Genomic DNA, 17644 nt, shown 5'->3' with positions numbered 1-17644 from the left:
AATTGTCTGTCAAATTTAAACTGGCCCTTGTGTTCTATGTCATATTCAGCTCTCAGTCTGTACTGTATGAATCGGCTGGTATCCGTCGGGGCCGCACGAGGTGCTTTCCGGGCCGCCCCGCCAGCCGCCGGGGCCGGTATTGCCGCTGGCACCGTTCCTTTACGAAAGGTTCAATCACTCGTGACATCACCAGGAAAGAGCTTCCTTCGAAGCGGGGGACTCCGGAGGGCCGCGGCACTGACCCTGGGCTTGCCGGTTCTTCTGTCGACCATTGCAATCGCACCCGCCAATGCGGCCCCCGCGCAGGGGTCCTCTGTTGCCGGAGTGGCGCCGAAGAACGTGGATCCGAACAACTACAAGGACGGCCGTTACATCGTCGTCCTGGCCGAAAAGCCCGCAGCCACCTATGACGGCGGGACGGCCGGCCTGCCGGCCACCAAGCCGGTGGCAGGCAAGAAGCTCGACGACAACAAAGCTGAAGTCAAACAGTACGAGGCGCACCTCGAAAAGAAGCAGGCTGAGGTCGCAGCGCAGCAGAACGTCGCTATCAAGCGCCAGTTCACCGCGGCCGTCAACGGTTTCAGCGCCACCCTGACGTCAGACCAGGCCATCAAACTGGCGAAGAACCCCGGCGTCCTGGTGGTCGCCCCTGACACGGAAAACGCGCCGGACTACTCCAGCACCGATTTCCTGAAGCTCAGCGGATCCAACGGCACCTGGAACACCAAGTTCGGCGGCCAGGATGCCGCCGGGAAGGGCGTCGTCGTCGGTGTTATCGACACCGGCTACACCCCGTCCAGCCCCTTCTTTGCAGGCGAGCAGGTCAAGCCGCTGGTTGGAGACCCCGTCGTCGGCGTGCCCTACCGCAACGACGACGGCAAGATTGCGATGCTCAAATCCGACGGCGACACCTTCATCAGTGACTGCCAGACGGGCCAGGACTTCGACGGGTCCGCCTGCAACTCCAAGGTCCTCGCCGCGCACTACTTCGCCGATGACTTCCTGAACGTACAGCCGGCACACCGGTCGCCGCTGGAACGGATCTCCCCGGTCGACGTCGCGAGCCACGGAACGCACACGGCGAGCACCGCCGCGGGCAACGCCAACGTCGAGTCCTTCGTGGACGGCCGCAGCTTCGGCCTGACCAGCGGCATCGCCCCGGCCGCCAAACTCTCCGTCTACAAGGTCTGCTGGGAGGACGACGACGCCAACACGGGCGGCTGCTACAGCTCCTCGTCCGTCGCCGCCATCGACCAGGCCATCAAGGACGGCGTCGACGTCCTGAACTACTCGATCTCCGGAGCCACCACGACCACCACGGATCCGGTCTCCATGGCATTCCTTTCTGCCGTCTCCGCCGGCATCTTCGTTGCAGTCTCAGCCGGCAACTCCGGCCCGACGGCGAGCACCGTCAACCACGGCGCCCCGTGGCTCACCACCGTGGCCGCCAGCAGTTTCTCCCAGGAACTGCAGGGAACTGTTGAGTTTTCGGACGGCAGCAAGTACCGCGGTGCGAGCATCATGAACCGCCAGGTTGCCAAGGCCGGTGTCGTGTTGGCCGCCAACGCTGCCGCAACAGCCGGAGACGCCAACGCGGCCCTCTGCGGCCCGGGTACCCTGGACCCGGCAAAGGTCGCCGGCAAGGTCGTCGTCTGTGACCGTGGCGTCGTTGACCGCGTCGCCAAGAGCGCCGAGGTGCTTCGAGGCGGCGGTGTCGGGATGATCCTGGTGAACCTGAGCAACTCCTCGCTGGACACGGACAAGCACGCAGTCCCGACTGTCCACGTCAATCCGCCGGCCACCGAGGCCATCAAGGCAAAAGTCGCCGCCAACCCGGCCATCACGGTCTCCCTTGTCAACAAGGACACCACCGGGTTGCCGCTCGAAGCGCAGCCGCAGATCGCAGGTTTCTCATCCCGCGGCCCGCTCCTCGCCACCGGCTCGGATCTGCTGAAGCCCGATGTTGCGGCTCCCGGCGTGGCCGTCCTGGCTGGCGTCTCGCCGATCGGAACGGGCGGGGACAACTTCGGCTTCATGTCCGGTACCTCCATGGCATCCCCGCATGTGGCCGGCTTCGGCGCACTGATCCTCGGCAAGAACCCCACGTGGTCACCCGCCGTCGTGAAGTCCGCCATGATGACCACCGCAGGCGACATCAAGCTCGCCGACGGCAGCAAGGACCCGGATGTCTTCGCCACCGGCGCGGGCGAAGTGGACCCGGCCCGGGTGCTGGATCCCGGTCTGGTCTACGACGCCACCGCCGATGATTACCTGGCTTTCATCCAGGGCACCGGCGTTGACCTGGGGATCCCCGGGATCGGCACCACGAAGCCGCGCGATATGAATCTTCCGTCCTTTGCGCTGGGCAACCTCACCGGCAAGATCGAGGTCACCCGCACGCTGACGGCGCTGACCCCGGGGACTTACCGGGTAAAGACCGACCTGCCGGGCGTCAAGGTCACTGTGACGCCGACCATCCTGAACTTCAGCGCGCCGGGCGAAAAGAAGACGTTCAAGGTTTCCTTCGAGAACCAGAATGCGGCCCTGGGCAAGTTCGCCATGGGTTCCCTGACCTGGCAGGGTGCCAATAAGAACGTCGCGTCCCCGATCGCGGTCCGCCCGCAGGCGGTTGTTGCGGCGCCGGATGTTGCCTTCACGTCCCAAGGGGGCACCGGCTCCGGTGACATCAAGGTCGTCTCCGGCACCAACCTGCCCGTCAACATGAGCCTGGACGGTCTTTCCAAGGCGGATTCGACCGCCATCGAACTGACTCCCGGCGGAGCGCAGCTCGGGGCCACCAATGCCTCGAACTTCGCCAAGACTGTCGACGTGCCGGCCGGCAGTCCGCTGGCCAAGTTCTCGGCCTTCTCCGCGGACCCGAATGCCGACTTCGACATGTTCGTGGTGAACCCCTCCAACCAGCTGATCCAGGTCGCGACCTCGTCGGCGAGCGAGTCGCTTTCGATCCCCAACCCGGCTCCGGGAACCTACCGGATTTTCGTGAACCTGTTCGCGAGCCCCAATAGCCAGGCCACCAAGGCGAGCGTGGATGCGGCTATCCTCGGCGCCAACGTGGGCAATGCGACGCTGACGCCGAACCCGCTGCGGCTGGGCAACGGCAAATCCGGCACGGTCACCCTGAAATGGGCGGGCCTGGCCGTCGGTTCCTACATCGGCCGGGTGACGTTTGCCGGCGCCAGTGATCCTACGTTTGTCAGCGTGCTGGTGACACCGTCCGGTGCCGTCGTGGTCCCGCCGACATCGGAGGACCAGGACAGCAACGACGGCCCCGGTGAGAACGCCGACAACGGCCAGGGCCACAAGGATAAGAAAGACAAGGGCGCCAAGGTGAAGAAGGAGAAGGGCAAGATCCAGAACGGGGATCTTAACGAGGCTCCGGACAACGCCGTCTAGGCGGAACTCCGCAACCTGGCAACGGCAGCGGCCGGCGGTTCGAACCGCCGGCCGCTGGTGTTTAAGGGCTCAGGCCGCGTGGAGCTGCCCGTTTGTCCGAGCTCAGATCGCACCGGTGGAGCCGGCAACGCCGCCGAGCAGGGGCGCCATCGCGCGCCAGCGGGCGATTTCGCAGCCGTCGGTGCGGCTGAACCGGCTGTGGACTTCGCGCCCCAGGAACCAGCCCGTCACGACGGCAAGCTGGGGACCGCCGTATTGTTGGGTGCAGACCTTGGGCGGGCCGGGTTTGGGGAAGAAGATGTCCTCCCCGTGCCGCTGCACTGCGTCCAGGGCCGCAACGGGGTCCGGCAGGGTGGACGCGCTGGAAACGGCGCCCCCGCTGGCCTCCAGCCGGAACGTGGACTCCGGCGCTCCGGGAGCCTCCGTCAGGCGGATGGTGAGGTCGACGTCGTGCACGCTGGAGGCGGCAGTCATGGGTTTCCTTCCGGGTCCAGGGCTGCGTCCGTTGCGTGCGGCAGCCGGGCCAGCTCCCGCAGCAGGCGCTGCCGTAGTTCCTGCGATTCGGCGGCGAATGCCCGCTGGTATTCAACGTACTCGGCCTTGCCCTCCGGCGTCTCGATCTTGATGGCCGGATAACCCCACTCGGCGAGCTCGTACGGGGAAGCCTGCATATCCATGGCCCGGGTCCGCCAGGAAAGTTCGAAACAGTCCATGACGAGTTCGCTGGGCAGCGCGGGCGCCAGCTTGTAGGCCCACTTATAAAGGTCCATGTTGGCGTGGAGGCACCCGGGCTGCTCCATCGTCCGCTGGTTCTCCCGGCTGGGCTCGAGGCTGTTCAGCGGAACGGCATCCGGGGTGTAGAAACGGAAGGCGTCAAAGTGGGAGCAGCGGATCCGGTTCTCCTCCACCACCTGATCAGTGCGGTCGGGGCCAAGCCGCAGTTGCAGGTACTCATGCCGGAGCTCGAACTTGTCCTGCCGGTACACCATGGCCCACTCGTGGAGCCCGAAACAGCCGAACTGGGCCGGCCGCGCCGCGGTCCCGGCCAGAATGATCCGCGCGAAGTGCAACGCCTCACGGCGCTCCCGCACGAAAGTGCCGACGTCGACCGTCACCGCCGTGGTGCCCGTAGGCAGGCCGGCGGCGGCGAGTTCGCCGTCGTCGAGCGGACGGTAGAACTTCCAGCCGTTCCGCCCGGCCGCCTCCGGACCGGAAAGCACGACGCCGGCGCCCGGGTGCCAGCGCAGCAGCTGGCCGGGTTTCTGGGTGTAGTAGGTGAAAAGGAAGTCCTCCACCGGGTGCTTCCGGCCGGCGGAGCGCCGGGCAAGATAGGGATCCGCGTAGCGCCGGACGCGCTGCTGGTAGGCGGCCTGGAGCGGCAGCCAGTCTTCCTGGGGGAGGTGCACCAGTTTAGACAGCTCCGCCGGTGGAGCCCAGGACGTCCTTGGCGGCATTCCAGAGCGCGATTTCGCAGCCGTCCCGCAAGCTGAAGGTCGCCTCAACGTTCCTGCCGTCGACGACGCCGGTGACCGTGGCCTGCTGCGGGCCCCCGTACTGCTGGGTGCAGACCTGGTCCTCGGCCGGCGGGGCGGGACTGAGGAGAACCGGGTTGTTTTTCAGGGCCGTGCACGCCGCGCCGGCAGACGGGTGCTGGCTTTCGGCCGCCGGAGCGCCATTCTGGCAGACGAGGGTGAAGCTGGCGGGGGCGCCGGTTTGGGACGGTTTGATCATGATGGAGAGTTCGGCATTGCCCTGGCCCGGCCCGGAAGGCAGCGGGGACGCCGACGGCGAGGGAGCCGTCGAGGTTGTCTCGGTGTCCGGCGACGGGGTGCCGGAGGCGCTGCCCGTCGGTGCAGTGGCTGTGGTGGACGGGGAGGGCGCCGGTCCGCCGCCCGGGGCGCAGGCCGCCAATCCGGCCAAGGCCATCAGCACGAGCGCCGCATGGCTCAGTTGCTTGCGCATCAGTAGTCCTCCTCCGTTTTGCCCAGTCTACCGCCGGGCCGTGTCCTACCGCCGGGCATGGTCGGCGGCGGCCGTGTCCTCGGCGGCGGCTCCCTGTGCTGCCCGTGTCGCGGCGATCAGGTCCATCATGGACGCATGCAGCTGGCCGACCTGGTCCCGGGTCAGCCCCAGAAGGGCCATCATGGTGCCGGGGACCGCCGTCGCCTGCTGCCGCAGTGCGGCGCCGCGCGGAGTCAGCCGCACGTCAAGGGTCCGCTCGTTGCCTTCCATGCGCTGGCGCGTGATGAAGCCGGCCGCTTCGAGGCGGCGCAGCAGCGGAGAGATGGTTGCCGGTTCCTGGGCGAGGGCGTCGCTGATGTCACGGACGGAGCGGGGGCTGGATTCCCAGAGGCAGAGCATGACGAGGTATTGGGGATGGGTCAGGCCCAGCTTGTCGAGGACTGGCTTATAGGCGCCCACCACACTCCGGGACGCCACGGTCAGGGCGAAGCAGAGCTGCTGTTCCAGCAGAAGGTCCTCCTCGGCTGCCCGGGCTTCCTGGGTTGTCTGGGTTGTTCCGGTTCCTTCGGTCACACCCGCTCCTTGTAATAGTTAGTGCACTAATGATTAGCGTACACTGGCATTATTGTCTTGTTCACGAGGAGAGGTAGCGATGGCCAAGGAAAACTCCGCCCAGAGGTTCATGCGGGCGACCGGGAAGCTCCGGGCAATCTTCGGACCGGCCAACCGCGGCTCACTCGGCCACGAGATGACGGAGCAGAACCGCCAGCTGCTGGCGCAGCGCCAGGCCGAATCCCGGCAGTGGGAGACGGTGCACCGGCCCGACGGCAGCACCTATGTTGTGCCGCGCAATCCTGGCGATAAATCCCTCCGCTAGGCTGCGGGTTCACGCCTTTCCCACCCCGGGCTTTTTGCCGCCGTCGGGCGTAAAATGGGGGCACTGACACACCGCAGTGCAGCATCCGTGATCCACCCGTGAGAGGGAAGGGGGTGGGATTTGTGGCATATGCAGTCAGAAGGTTCATGAATATGACCGACAAGCTGAGGCTCCTTTTCGGACCCGCAAACCGGGGGGACACCGCAGCGCCTGTGCTTCACCGGCATGACGATTTTGAGCACGCCTCGGAAGACGACCTGGCGTCGTTTGAAGTCGAGACTGACTCTCAAGGGCATCACTACGCGGTCCGTAAATCGGACTTGTGGAAGGAAGAGGTTTGACGGATCTCTTCCGGCCTCCGAAGCAGGCGCGGAAGTAGTCTGAGGGACCTCGGCACGCCTCGAAAGCAGACGCGAAAAAGGGAGCGGCGGCGCCGCTCCCTTTTTCGCGCTGTTAGCGGCCGGTGCCGCCGTAGACCGTTGCCTCGTCCTCGCTGTCAAGGCCGAAGGCCTTGTGGATGGCGCGCACGGCGTCGTCCAGCAGATCGGCGTGGGTCACCACGGAGATGCGGATTTCCGACGTGGAGATCATGTTGATGTTGATGCCGGCTTCGGAGAGCGCGGCGAAGAACCGTGCCGAGACGCCGGGGTGAGAGCGCATTCCGGCGCCGATCAGGGACAGCTTGCCGATCTTTTCGTTGTATTCGATGTTTTCGAAGCCGATCTCGGCTTGGGCGGCGCGCAGGGCGGCGAGGGCGTCGGCACCCTCGACGATCGGCAGCGTGAAGGAGATATCCGTTCGGCCGGTGCCATGCGTGGAGACGTTCTGGACGATCATGTCGATGTTGGAGTGCGCGTCGGCGATGACCTGGAAGATCGCCGCAGCCTTGCCGGGGATGTCCGGAACGCCGACCACCGTGACCTTGGCTTCGGAACGGTCGTGCGCAACGCCGGAGATGATTGGCTGCTCCAAGGCAACTCCCTCTTGAATTGTGATCTTGTCATCGGCGCTGGGCAGGACCCATGTGCCTTCGTTTTGGCTGAATGAGGAACGGACGTGCAGCGGCACTCCGAAGCGGCGCGCGTATTCAACGCAACGCAGATGCAGGATCTTCGCCCCGGAGGCCGCGAGCTCGAGCATTTCCTCGCTGGAGATCCGGTCGATCTTCCGTGCGGAGGGCACAACGCGCGGGTCCGCGGTGTAGATGCCGTCCACATCGGTGAAGATCTCGCAGACATCGGCGTCGAGGGCTGCGGCCAGCGCCACCGCCGTCGTGTCCGAACCGCCCCGGCCCAGAGTGGTGATCTCATTCGTGGTGCGGCTCATGCCCTGGAAGCCGGCGACAATCGCGATGTGCCCCTTGTCGAGGGCGGTGCGGATCCGGTGCGGGTCGACGTCGATGATCCGGGCCTTGCCATGGATGCCGTCGGTGATCATGCCGGCCTGGGAACCGGTGAAGGACTGGGCGGAGGCGCCGTACTTGTTGATGGCCATCGCCAGCAGGGCCATGGAGATGCGCTCGCCGGCGGAAAGGAGCATGTCCATTTCCCGGGCGGGGGCGGAATCCGTCACCTGGGCTGCGAGATCAAGGAGTTCATCGGTGGTGTCGCCCATCGCGGAGACAACCACCACGACCTCGTCTCCGGCATTGTGGGCGTCCACGACGCGCCGGGCAACGCGCTTGATGCCTTCCGCGTCCGCCACGGAGGAACCGCCGAACTTCTTCACGACGAGGTGCTTGGTGACGGCGGCCGAGACAGGCAGCTCCTGGGGCTGCGACCCGGGCTGGACTTCGGTAGTGGGCAAACTCATGCGCGCACCCTCACTGGATCATCGGGGTTCTGGGCCAAGCAACCAAACGGCGCGACGGCGTAACTTCTCAGCCCAGTTTATCGCCGGGAGCCGCGCGGCGTTGAATTGTGACCGAATGGCAGACGGCCCCGCTCGTTCTCCCACTGGACATGCCCTCCGGGTTTGAGGACATGCTCTTTCCTTAGGCCGAGGGGTGGGCATGCCGTCGGGTTGGCTCCAGGGATGGGCATATTGGCATCATGTCCAGCCGTGGGCGTCAGGGGTGGGCATGTCCTACGGGGCGCGACTCGTTGACGCGGGTTCTGCCCTCCGGGTTTGGGGACATGCTCTTTCCTGAGGCTGTGGGGTGGGCATGCCCTCGGGTTGGCTCCAGGGATGGGCATATTGGCATCATGTCCATCCGTGGGCGTCAGGGGTGGGCATGTCCTACGGGGCGCGACCGGGCATCACGACGGCGGCCGGCCCGGCCATGCGTGCAGGGACGGTCAGCTCAACGCGTTGCGGCGGCCCTCGAAGGCCCGGCCCAGTGTGACCTCGTCGGCGTACTCCAGGTCTCCGCCGACGGGCAGGCCGGAGGCAAGCCTGGTTACAGCGATGCCGATGGACTTGAGCATCCGCGCCAGATACGTGGCTGTGGCTTCGCCCTCCAGGTTGGGGTCGGTGGCGATGATGATTTCCTGAATGGCGCCGTCGTTGAGCCGGGTCAGGAGTTCGCGGATCCGGAGCTGTTCCGGGCCGACGCCGGCGATCGGGTTAATCGCGCCGCCCAGGACGTGGTACCTGCCCCGGAACGACCGCGTCCGCTCCACCGCAAGGACGTCCTTGGATTCCTCCACGACGCAGATCACCGACGGATCCCGGCGCGGGTCGCGGCAGATATTGCACAGTTCCTGCTCAGTGACGTTGCCGCAGACCGTGCAGAATTTGACCCGCTCCTTTACCGACGTGATGGCGTCGACGAGCCGTTTCATGTCCTGCGGATCGGCCTCGAGGATGTGAAAGGCCAGGCGCTGGGCAGACTTGGGGCCGACTCCGGGAAGGCGTCCGAGCTCGTCAATCAGCTCTTGAACTGCACCTTCGTACACAATGTCCTCGTTCGTTTGGTGTGGATGCGGGCTGCGTGCCCGGCGGGTCGGCTAGAAGCCCGGCGACAACGGGCTTCCGTCCAGGGACCGCTCTTCGACCAGTTTTCCGCCCAGAATACGCTCGACGGCGGCCCGCCCAAAGACGCCGGACTCCTCTATCGTCTCGTCGTCCGCGCTGGGAATGTCCTGGACATAGGTGGTCGCTGCCGCCGTGGCGCGGGCAGGCGCCTTGGCACGCCCGGCCTCGGCCTCCGGACTATTGGACAGCCGCTGGTAGAGGCTTTGCCGGCCTGTGGAGTTTGGCGCCGGCGGGGTTGCGGGGGCTGTGGCTGGTGCGGCGGCCGGGGCAACCGGCGCAGCGCTGACTGCGACCGGAGCCGAGGGGGCGCCGGCCGTTACCAACTCCGCGGTGTCTCCCCAGCCGTTTGACGTTGGAGCGACGGGCTCATACTCGCTGGAGGCTGCCACTGCCACGGCGTAGTGCGGGACCTGGGCCGTTGCTGGCTCGTAGTGCGGGGGCTCCGGCTCCGGTGCTGGGTCGGGAGTGACGGGTCCCTCGGGCGGGTAGTTTCCGACGTTGGAGTCCGTGCCAATCGTCCAGATGCCGGGCGCCTGCTCGACGGCACGGGCCCATGGGTCGTTGGCGGAGTCCGTCGGCTGGGGGGCCGGCGTGTGGGCTTGGGCCGTCTTTGCAGCGGCGCCGGAACGCGCCGGAGCGGCGGCATTCTTGCGGACCGGTGCCGGTGCCGACTGGGCAGCCCGCGCCACTGGAGCTGAGGGCTCCCAGTCCGTCGGCGGTTCCTCGTCCAGCGGCGGAGCATCCTCGTCGCGCGGCGGACCCCAGTCGTCGTCGGGGTAGCCGTAGGAGCCGGCGTCGTCCGGGGCGGCGCCCGGCTGTTCGCCGTCAGCCGCGGGTCCCGGCACGTGCGCCGGCGCCGGGGAAGGGACGGGTGTGGCCGGTGGCTGGACCGGCGAGGCCTGATCGGCCGGAACGGTTGCCGGAGCCTGCGCGGTTCCCGACAGCTCCGTTCCGGCCGGGGAGATCTGGGCGGGTCCGTTTTGCGCCGGGGCGGCGGGGACCAGTCCCCAGTCGGCGTCAGTGGACGTTGCCGGGACGTTCCGGCTAGCGGATGCTTTTGGGTCTGGCTCAGAGCTCGCTGCGCTGTTGCTTCCGCCGGCCACGGCCTTGATCTGGCAGTCGATCCCGATTGTCTTGTGGATCGCCTGCCGCAGGTTCTCGGCGTGGTCGGCACGGCCGAAGGCGCCGGCCAGGCCCGACGTCGTGAACGCGAGCGTCAGGATCTGGTCTTCGAAGTGGCCGACCTGCGCGTTCGGTTCCACCAAGGCCCACGTGCTGCGCTTGATCCTGGTCAGCGTCTGCAGGATCTCGGGCCACGCGCGGCGGAGAACCTCGACGTCGGGCCCGGGCCCTGACACCGGTGCCGGTGCACGCGCAGGTTCCGGTGCGGAGGTCGGGGTGGGCGGGGCCTGCACCGGGCTTGGCTGGACGGGTGTGGACTGCTGCAGCGGCGCGGATGCCTGGGGCGGGGCGGACGTCTGGACTGCCGGGGCCTGGCCCGAGGGGATCCGGCTCGCTGGCGCGGATTCGTCCACAGGCCAGTCGTTCGTGCTCACGCGCGGAGCTGTCAGCGGTTCCCGGACCCCTTCGACGCGCTCCGCGGGCGCCGGGGCAGCGGCGGGTACGGATGCCCGGACCGGTGCCGGGGGCGCAGCGGGCTCGCTGACAGGCGCCACGGGAGCCGGCGTTGGAACCGCCCGGGCGGGGACGGCGGAGGAGACGGCGGCGGCGGGGACAGGGACGGCGGCAGGGGCGGGGGGCGCGGAAGCAGCCGACGCCGGTGCGGGGCCGGCCTGCGCCGGCGTCCCGACGTCGTTCCCTGCGTAATTGAGGCGGCGCTCCACGCGGTCGATCCGGGCGGCAATGCCGCGCTCGGTCTGTTCCGAGCTCGGCAACAGGATGCGGGCGCACAGCAGCTCAAGGTGCAGCCGCGGCGAAGTGGCGCCGGTCATTTCGGTGAGTGCGGTGTTGGTGACGTCCGCCGCCCGGGAGAGCTCGGCAGCCCCGAGGTTATGCGCCTGGTTCTGCATGCGCGCGATCTGGTCTGCGGGCATGCCGCGGAGGATCGACTGGGCGCTTTCGGGCATCGCCTGGACGATGATCAGGTCACGGAAGCGCTCGAGGAGGTCCTCCACGAAGCGTCGGGGGTCGTGGCCGGTCTGGATGACCCGGTCCACGGCACGGAACACGGTGGCGGAATCGGAGGCGGCGACGGCCTCGACGACGTCGTCCAGCAGCGAGGCGTGGGTGTAGCCGAGGAGGGCGACGGCGAGTTCGTAATCCAGGCCCTCCGGTCCTGCGCCGGCCATGAGCTGGTCCAGCACGGAGAGCGAGTCGCGCACGGAACCGCCGCCTGCGCGGATTACGAGCGAGAGAACGCCGGGCGCCACGGGGACGTTTTCCTGGGTGCAGAGCAGTTCCAGATACGCCATGAGGGGCTCAGGAGGCACGAGCCGGAAGGGGTAGTGGTGCGTTCGCGATCGGATGGTGCCGATTACTTTGTCCGGCTCCGTGGTGGCGAAGATGAACTTGATGTGCTCCGGCGGCTCCTCCACGATCTTGAGCAGGGCGTTGAAGCCGGCCGAAGTGACCATATGGGCTTCGTCGATGATGAAGATCTTGTAGCGGTCGCGGACGGGGGCGTACGTGGCCCGCTCGCGGAGGTCGCGAGCGTCGTCGACACCGCCGTGGCTGGCCGCGTCGATCTCGATGACGTCCAAGGAGCCGGAGCCGCCGCGGGCGAGTTCGATGCAGCTGGGGCACTTGCCGCAGGGCGTATCGGTGGGGCCTTCGGCGCAGTTCAGGCAGCGTGCCAGGATGCGGGCGGACGTGGTCTTGCCGCAGCCGCGAGGGCCGGAAAACAGGTACGCGTGGTTGACGCGATTCTTGCGCAGGGCCGTCATCAGCGGCTCCGTGACATGTTCCTGACCGATTACGTCCGCGAACGAATCGGGCCGGTATCTACGGTAAAGGGCAGTAGTAACAGTCACAGATCAACCCTACCAATCGGCACAGACATAAAAGACCCCCCATGCACCCGCCAGAGCCCATTTACCCTTGCTACCTTCCGGTCCTGGGGGAGTTCAACAGGATGACGCCACATGAGGGGCCGTCAGCAAGTTTACCCGACGTTTGAGTGTGCCCCGAATCCACCCAATCCGGCCCCGGATTTCCTGGGGGACATGCCCATTTTTCGGGCCCGCGGATGGGCGGGATGGGGTTATGTCCAATCCTGGTTCCGAAGGTGGGGCATGTCCCGCGGGTGAGGAAGGTGGGGCATGTCCCGCGGGGAGGTCGGGGCGGGCGTCGGGTCCGGGGGCCGGCCTGGGGGACATGCCCATTTTTCGGGCCCGGGCATGGGCAGGATGGGACTATGTCCACTCCTGGTTTGGAAGGTGGGGCATGTCCCGCGGGGGAGGCGGAAGGGCCCAATTGGGTGATGCCGCAAAGTTCAGGTATTCTAGTATCTGCTTTTGTTTCAGAAGCTACTGGAGAATTCGCCTAGCGGCCTATGGCGCACGCCTGGAACGCGTGTTGGGTTAACGCCCTCGGGGGTTCAAATCCCCCATTCTCCGCGGTTGGCCCCGGTCCCTTGGACCGGGGCCTTTTTGCATCCTATGTCACCCGGCTAACCGGCTAACCCTCACCCCGGACAGCCGAGCCGGCGGAGGCGGTCACGTGCTGCCTGCTCGCTCGGGCCCGTCCGGCCCAGGGCAAGATGGACGACGGCGAGCGTCGCCCGCGTTGCCAGCGCCACCGGCAGCGGAATGGGCCCCAGTCGAGCGGTCCGGAGGCCCAGCCGTTCCCGGTACTTTGGTTCGAGGCTCGCCACCGCGGCAGAAAACAGCACACGGTAGCCGGGCCTGAGCGCCGGGTGGAGCGGCGGATCGCGAATGAACGCCACGGTTTCCGCGACCCTGTCATCCCCGCGGAGCTCGCCGTCGTCGTACCAGCGGTCCAGCTGCTGGCGCATTTCCGCCTCGCTGAGCGGCGGAGAGTCCACGCCCATGAGCCGGCCCGCCTGGGCCCACTCGCGGACATATGCGTCAGGTCCCCCCGGAATGGGGCCGCCCCACATCTTGTGGGCGGAGAGGAAGGCATCGGTGAAGGCAATGTGGACCCAGCGGAGCAGCTCGGGATCGTTCGCAGCGTAGCTTCGGCGGATCCCGTGAGCGTCCACATAGCTTCCGCGTACTGACTCGTGCAGGCGCAGCACCCAGTCGGAGGCTTCCCGGGCTGCGGTGGTCGAACCGTACGAGACTGTGAAGATCCAGCGGATCGTCCCGGCCAGTCGTCCCAGGGGGTCTTCGCGGAAACGGGAGTGATCGTGCACCCCGGCCAGTGCCCCCGGGTGGAGCGCCTGCATCAACAGGGCCCGGATGCCGGCCACGATGGTCGGCATGTCCCCGTGAACGGCCCAGACCGCCGAACCGGGCAGGTGGTAGCCGGCGTCGTCGCCGTGCGCCAGGCGCGGCACCCAGTCCGGCACGGCGTCCCGCGTCCCGGTAAAGGTCTGTTTAAGTTCGGCCTGCAATTCCCTGAAGACGTTGCGCATAGTCAATTCTTGCGCCTGCGGACGCTCCAGCGAATCCCGCACCCCGGGTTACTTCATTCTTACCCACCCGTGCGGTACCCAACACCTGCTTCTGCGTGGGGAACTACTGGGCCGCCACTGACGGAGTACGTGGGGTGTGAAAAGAACCCGGATTGGGTGCTCAAAAGGATGGCTTTGGCGGTTCACAGACCCGGCCGACTGTGTTCACATAGATAGGTGAGTCCGTCGAGATTGGGGTCTGGCGGACATACTGCGGGAGTCACATCGTGGGAAAACACTGGGGAAACTCATCGAGTGAGCGATCGGTCAGGGCACGGACTATTGCCGTGCGTTGCTTATCCGGAGGCGTCTGCCTGTCACTGGCCGTCCTGACCTTCGGGTTCCAGGGGCTGGCAGGCGGCGTGTCCTACGTCGTGCCCAGCGCAATGCCCGCCACGGGCGTCGTGGGGCCGGGGACGCTGGATCCGGGCGCAGACGTCCTTTCCGAGTCGCCGGCCACGCCGGGCATGCCGAGTGCGTCGCCCGCTCCGGGCGGGTTCACTGCGGACGCCCTGGCTCTTGTGGCATTCAGCCGGTCCACGGTCGAGACGGCGACGAAAGAGGGAGTCGGCGGCGAACTCAATGTGGCGTCCGCCGGTCTGAAGCGGCCGCCGGTTGGTTCACTCATGGCCCCTCTGGAAACGCTGGTGCCGTCATCCCCTTTCGGGCTGCGCACCAGCCCGCTGACAGGAACCGCGGGTGAATTCCACTGGGGCCAGGATTATGCCGCGGCCTGCGGCACCCGTGTCTATGCGGCCGACGCCGGCGTGGTGCGGGCCGTGGGCTGGCATCCCTGGGGCGGGGGCAACCGCGTGGAAATCGACCATGGCAACGGCCTCATCACGACCTACAACCACCTCGAGGCAATCGCCGTTAAGAAGGGTGACTCTGTGCGTGTGGGCGAGGTCATTGCCAGGGTGGGGACCACCGGAAACTCAACGGGCTGCCACCTGCACTTCGAGACCATCCTCAACGGCGCGCACACCGATCCGCTCCATTGGTCCATGATTCCCATCAGCCAAGTGGACCCCCTCGGCCCCATCGAGATGACCAGCTACGCGCCGGACGCCGGCAACGCCTCCAATGCCGGCCTGGGATGGGCTATCCCCGTCCGGACGGCCCTGACGCCCGTGGTGGCCGGCGGCGCCCAGGAGCCGCTGGCGGTCCCACTGGCTGCGCCAGCATCACCCGCGGCAACTGAAGCGGCCGCCGGCGCGCCGCCCTCCACTCCGTCAGACACACCTTCAGTGCCGGCCACGCCCAGCGCGACGACAGTGCCGGCGACGCCCAGCGGGACGACACCCCCGGCGACGCCCAGCGCGCCGCCGCTGTCGCCGGGAACGGCAACGCCGCCGCCCACGCTCAGCGTGACGCCCACGCCCAGTGAGACGCCCACGCCCAGCGTGACGCCACCGGTCACGCCCAGTGAGACGCCGGCGCCGGCAACTCCGGCGGCGGACCCCCCAACTGCAACCCCGCCCGCCGCCACCCCGTCTGACATTCCTGCCCCGCCCCCCGCGCCAGCCGCAGCCCAGACACAATCAGTCACCGACGCCCCCGTCCTGACACAGACTGCCGCACCGGCGGCCCCGGCCCCGACGACGCCTCCCGTGCCCGCAGCTCCTGCGCCGGAACCGCCCGCAGCAACCGCGACCGAACCCGGCACGGAACAGACGGCGACCCCCCAGCCCGCCACAACACAGCCCACTACGGCACCGAGCCGGTAGCTGCAGCAGGACACCCGGGGCACAAACCCACACCCGCGCGCGTTGGTATCGAATGACAGGGGTGACCATTTCCGGAACACCCGCTTCGAAGCCCCACCACCGCGAGGAAGACCCCCATGACCTCTCTGCACTCCATTCCCCTGAACCTCATCGACGGCACGGAGACTGATTTCGGCCGATTTAAGGGAGAAGTGGTGCTGGTGGTGAACGTGGCTTCCCAATGCGGGTTCACGCCGCAGTACACAGGCCTGGAGGCCCTCCACACCAAGTTCCGCGACCAGGGCTTCCAGGTGCTCGGAGTCCCCTGCAACCAGTTCGCCGGGCAGGAGCCGGCCGCCGAGGCCGAAATCGCCGAATTCTGCGAACGCAATTTCGGCGTCACGTTTCCGCTGACCACCAAGGCCGACGTCCGCGGCAAGAACCAGCATCCGCTATACGCCGAGCTGACGAAGTTCAAGAACGGCCTCCTCCCGGGCCTGGTGAAGTGGAACTTCGAGAAGTTCCTGGTGAACCGCGACGGCGACGTCGTGGCCCGCTTTGCCCCGACGGTCGAGCCGGATGCGCTCCAGGTCATGGAGGCCGTCCAGGCGGCCCTCGACTGAGTTTCGATGACGTACCGCGGCCAGGGACAACGGACCCTACCCCTAAGCATGCTTCCCGCCTAGACTGGCCGGACCCTCCAACTTTCCGGGCATACCCGCGGCGCAGTCCCGACTGCCTGCCGGCCCAGCACCTGAGGTATTCCTGCGGGAGGGCGCATCAGAAAACTTCGTGAATCACAACGGGGCCCTCATCGCGGGGTCCGTGAAACCAGGAGGAAGAGATGACAGGGAACAAAGCCGTTGCCTACAAAGGTCCGGGCAAGGTCGAACTCATCGACATTGACTACCCCAGCTTCGAACTCAAGGACGGCCCGGGCGTCAACCCCGCCAACGTGGGCCGATCGGTGCGCCATGGCGTGATCCTCAAAACCGTTGCCACCAACATCTGCGGCTCCGACCAGCACATGGTCCGGGGCCGCACCACCGCTCCCGCAGACCTCGTGCTTGGGCACGAGATCACCGGTGAAGTGGTGGAAGTAGGCCCCGACGTCGAATTCATCAAGGTCGGGGACATCTGTTCCGTCCCGTTCAACATCGCCTGCGGCCGCTGCCGGAACTGCAAGGAACGCAAGACCGGCATCTGCCTCAACGTCAACCCGGACCGACCCGGGAGCGCGTACGGCTATGTAGACATGGGCGGGTGGGTCGGGGGACAGGCCAACTATGTGCTGGTGCCCTACGCCGACTGGAACCTCCTGAAATTCCCGGACCGGGACCAGGCGCTGGAGAAGATGATGGACCTGACGATGCTCTCGGACATCTTCCCCACGGGGTTCCACGGCGCCGTCACCGCCGGGGTAGGCGTGGGCTCCACCGTCTACATCGCCGGCGCCGGACCCGTGGGCCTCGCGGCGGCCACCAGCGCGCAACTGCTGGGCGCCGCCGTCGTCATCGTCGGTGACATGAACGAGGACCGTCTGAAGCAGGCGCGCAGCTTCGGCTGTGAAACGGTCGACCTCAGCAAGGGCGGCCCGGCCGAGCAGATCGAGCAGCTGCTCGGGGTCCCCGAAGTCGATTGCGGGGTGGACGCCGTCGGATTCGAGGCGAAGGGCCACGGTGCCGGAGCCCATGAAGCCCCGGCGACGGTGCTGAACTCCCTCATGGAATTGACCGCGGCAGGCGGCGCACTCGGCATTCCGGGGCTGTACGTCACGGGTGACCCAGGCGGGGTGGATGAGGCGGCCCAGAAGGGCTCGCTCTCGCTCAGCCTCGGAACGGGCTGGGCCAAGTCGCTCAGTTTCACAACCGGCCAGTGTCCCGTGATGAAGTACAACCGCCAGCTGATGATGGCCATCCTGCACGACAGGGTCCACATTGCGAAGAACGTCAATGCCAAGGCTATTGCCTTGGAAGACGCGCCGAAGGGCTACGCGGAGTTCGACGCCGGCGCTGCCACGAAGTTCGTTCTCAACCCGAACGGTTACCTGAGCTAGCGGGTGGGCCCGTCGTCCAGGGCCCCGTCCAGGCGGCACTGCCCGGCCTCCGCCCTCGC

General features: G+C 67.0%; 14 protein-coding genes, 1 tRNA gene and 1 other RNA gene. 7 read left to right on the top strand and 9 right to left on the bottom strand.

Annotated features, from left to right (window positions below):
* The first annotated feature begins 36 nt into the window (after window positions 1–36).
* Window positions 37–3414: a S8 family serine peptidase gene (locus tag AC1DES_RS04035; protein ID WP_476894385.1), complete on the top strand. Its 3378-nt coding sequence runs from the start codon at window positions 37–39 to the stop codon at window positions 3412–3414.
* A 102-nt stretch (window positions 3415–3516) separates the two neighbouring features.
* On the opposite strand, the gene AC1DES_RS04030 is transcribed toward AC1DES_RS04035, so the two are convergent.
* Genes AC1DES_RS04030 through AC1DES_RS04015 form a run of 4 tightly spaced genes read right to left on the bottom strand, consistent with a single transcriptional unit; the run spans window position 3517 to window position 5949 of the window.
* Entirely contained in the window at window positions 3517–3888 is a 372-nt protein-coding gene (locus tag AC1DES_RS04030; protein WP_476894384.1) for a serine protease inhibitor, read from the bottom strand.
* Window positions 3885–4868, bottom strand: coding sequence for a 3-methyladenine DNA glycosylase (locus tag AC1DES_RS04025; RefSeq protein WP_476894383.1), 984 nt, complete (start codon window positions 4866–4868; stop codon window positions 3885–3887). Before AC1DES_RS04025 ends, AC1DES_RS04030 begins: the two co-directional genes overlap by 4 nt.
* The gene (locus tag AC1DES_RS04020) at window positions 4825–5376 is read right to left on the bottom strand and encodes an SSI family serine proteinase inhibitor (protein ID WP_476894382.1); all 552 of its coding nucleotides are present in this window, start codon (window positions 5374–5376) and stop codon (window positions 4825–4827) included. Before AC1DES_RS04020 ends, AC1DES_RS04025 begins: the two co-directional genes overlap by 44 nt.
* Window positions 5377–5421: 45 nt before the next feature.
* Entirely contained in the window at window positions 5422–5949 is a 528-nt protein-coding gene (locus AC1DES_RS04015) for a MarR family winged helix-turn-helix transcriptional regulator (RefSeq protein ID WP_476894381.1), read from the bottom strand.
* A 79-nt stretch (window positions 5950–6028) separates the two neighbouring features.
* On the opposite strand from AC1DES_RS04015, the gene AC1DES_RS04010 reads away from it, so the two are divergent.
* Together AC1DES_RS04010 and AC1DES_RS04005 are read left to right on the top strand one after the other, a co-directional pair.
* The gene (locus AC1DES_RS04010; protein ID WP_476894380.1) at window positions 6029–6253 is read left to right on the top strand and encodes a hypothetical protein; all 225 of its coding nucleotides are present in this window, start codon (window positions 6029–6031) and stop codon (window positions 6251–6253) included.
* A 146-nt stretch (window positions 6254–6399) separates the two neighbouring features.
* Window positions 6400–6594 carry a hypothetical protein gene (locus AC1DES_RS04005; protein ID WP_476894379.1) on the top strand — a complete coding sequence of 65 codons (195 nt, stop codon included), beginning with the start codon at window positions 6400–6402 and terminating at the stop codon, window positions 6592–6594.
* 112 nt (window positions 6595–6706) lie between these two features.
* Here the strand turns inward: AC1DES_RS04005 and AC1DES_RS04000 are convergent, their stop codons facing one another.
* From AC1DES_RS04000 to ffs, 4 genes are all read right to left on the bottom strand, one after another.
* Window positions 6707–8065 (bottom strand): aspartate kinase, encoded by a 1359-nt coding sequence (locus tag AC1DES_RS04000; protein WP_476894378.1) that lies wholly within the window; start codon window positions 8063–8065, stop codon window positions 6707–6709.
* Between the two features lie 485 nt (window positions 8066–8550).
* The gene (recR, locus tag AC1DES_RS03995; protein ID WP_476894377.1) at window positions 8551–9150 is read right to left on the bottom strand and encodes a recombination mediator RecR; all 600 of its coding nucleotides are present in this window, start codon (window positions 9148–9150) and stop codon (window positions 8551–8553) included.
* Window positions 9151–9201: 51 nt separating this feature from the next.
* Entirely contained in the window at window positions 9202–12219 is a 3018-nt protein-coding gene (locus tag AC1DES_RS03990) for a DNA polymerase III subunit gamma and tau (RefSeq protein ID WP_476894376.1), read from the bottom strand.
* 27 nt (window positions 12220–12246) lie between these two features.
* Window positions 12247–12343: signal recognition particle sRNA small type (gene ffs / locus AC1DES_RS03985), an RNA gene on the bottom strand.
* A gap of 376 nt (window positions 12344–12719) precedes the next feature.
* Here ffs and AC1DES_RS03980 point away from each other — a divergent pair.
* A tRNA-Ser gene (locus AC1DES_RS03980) sits at window positions 12720–12804 on the top strand.
* Window positions 12805–12872: 68 nt separating this feature from the next.
* Here the strand turns inward: AC1DES_RS03980 and AC1DES_RS03975 are convergent.
* Window positions 12873–13784, bottom strand: a complete 912-nt coding sequence (locus AC1DES_RS03975; RefSeq protein WP_476894375.1) for an oxygenase MpaB family protein — start codon at window positions 13782–13784, stop codon at window positions 12873–12875.
* A 326-nt stretch (window positions 13785–14110) separates the two neighbouring features.
* Between AC1DES_RS03975 and AC1DES_RS03970 the strand changes: the two genes are divergently transcribed.
* From AC1DES_RS03970 to fdhA, 3 genes are all read left to right on the top strand, one after another.
* Entirely contained in the window at window positions 14111–15550 is a 1440-nt protein-coding gene (locus AC1DES_RS03970) for a M23 family metallopeptidase (protein WP_476894374.1), read from the top strand.
* Window positions 15551–15666: 116 nt separating this feature from the next.
* Window positions 15667–16152 (top strand): glutathione peroxidase, encoded by a 486-nt coding sequence (locus AC1DES_RS03965; RefSeq protein WP_476894373.1) that lies wholly within the window; start codon window positions 15667–15669, stop codon window positions 16150–16152.
* Window positions 16153–16373: 221 nt separating this feature from the next.
* Window positions 16374–17585, top strand: coding sequence for a formaldehyde dehydrogenase, glutathione-independent (gene fdhA / locus AC1DES_RS03960; protein WP_476894372.1), 1212 nt, complete (start codon window positions 16374–16376; stop codon window positions 17583–17585).
* Window positions 17586–17644: the final 59 nt, after the last annotated feature.

It is taken from the genome of Arthrobacter sp. 05T442, from assembly GCF_056395945.1.
Note: the sequence above shows the minus strand (reverse complement) of the source record. Positions and strands in the feature narration are given on the sequence as shown.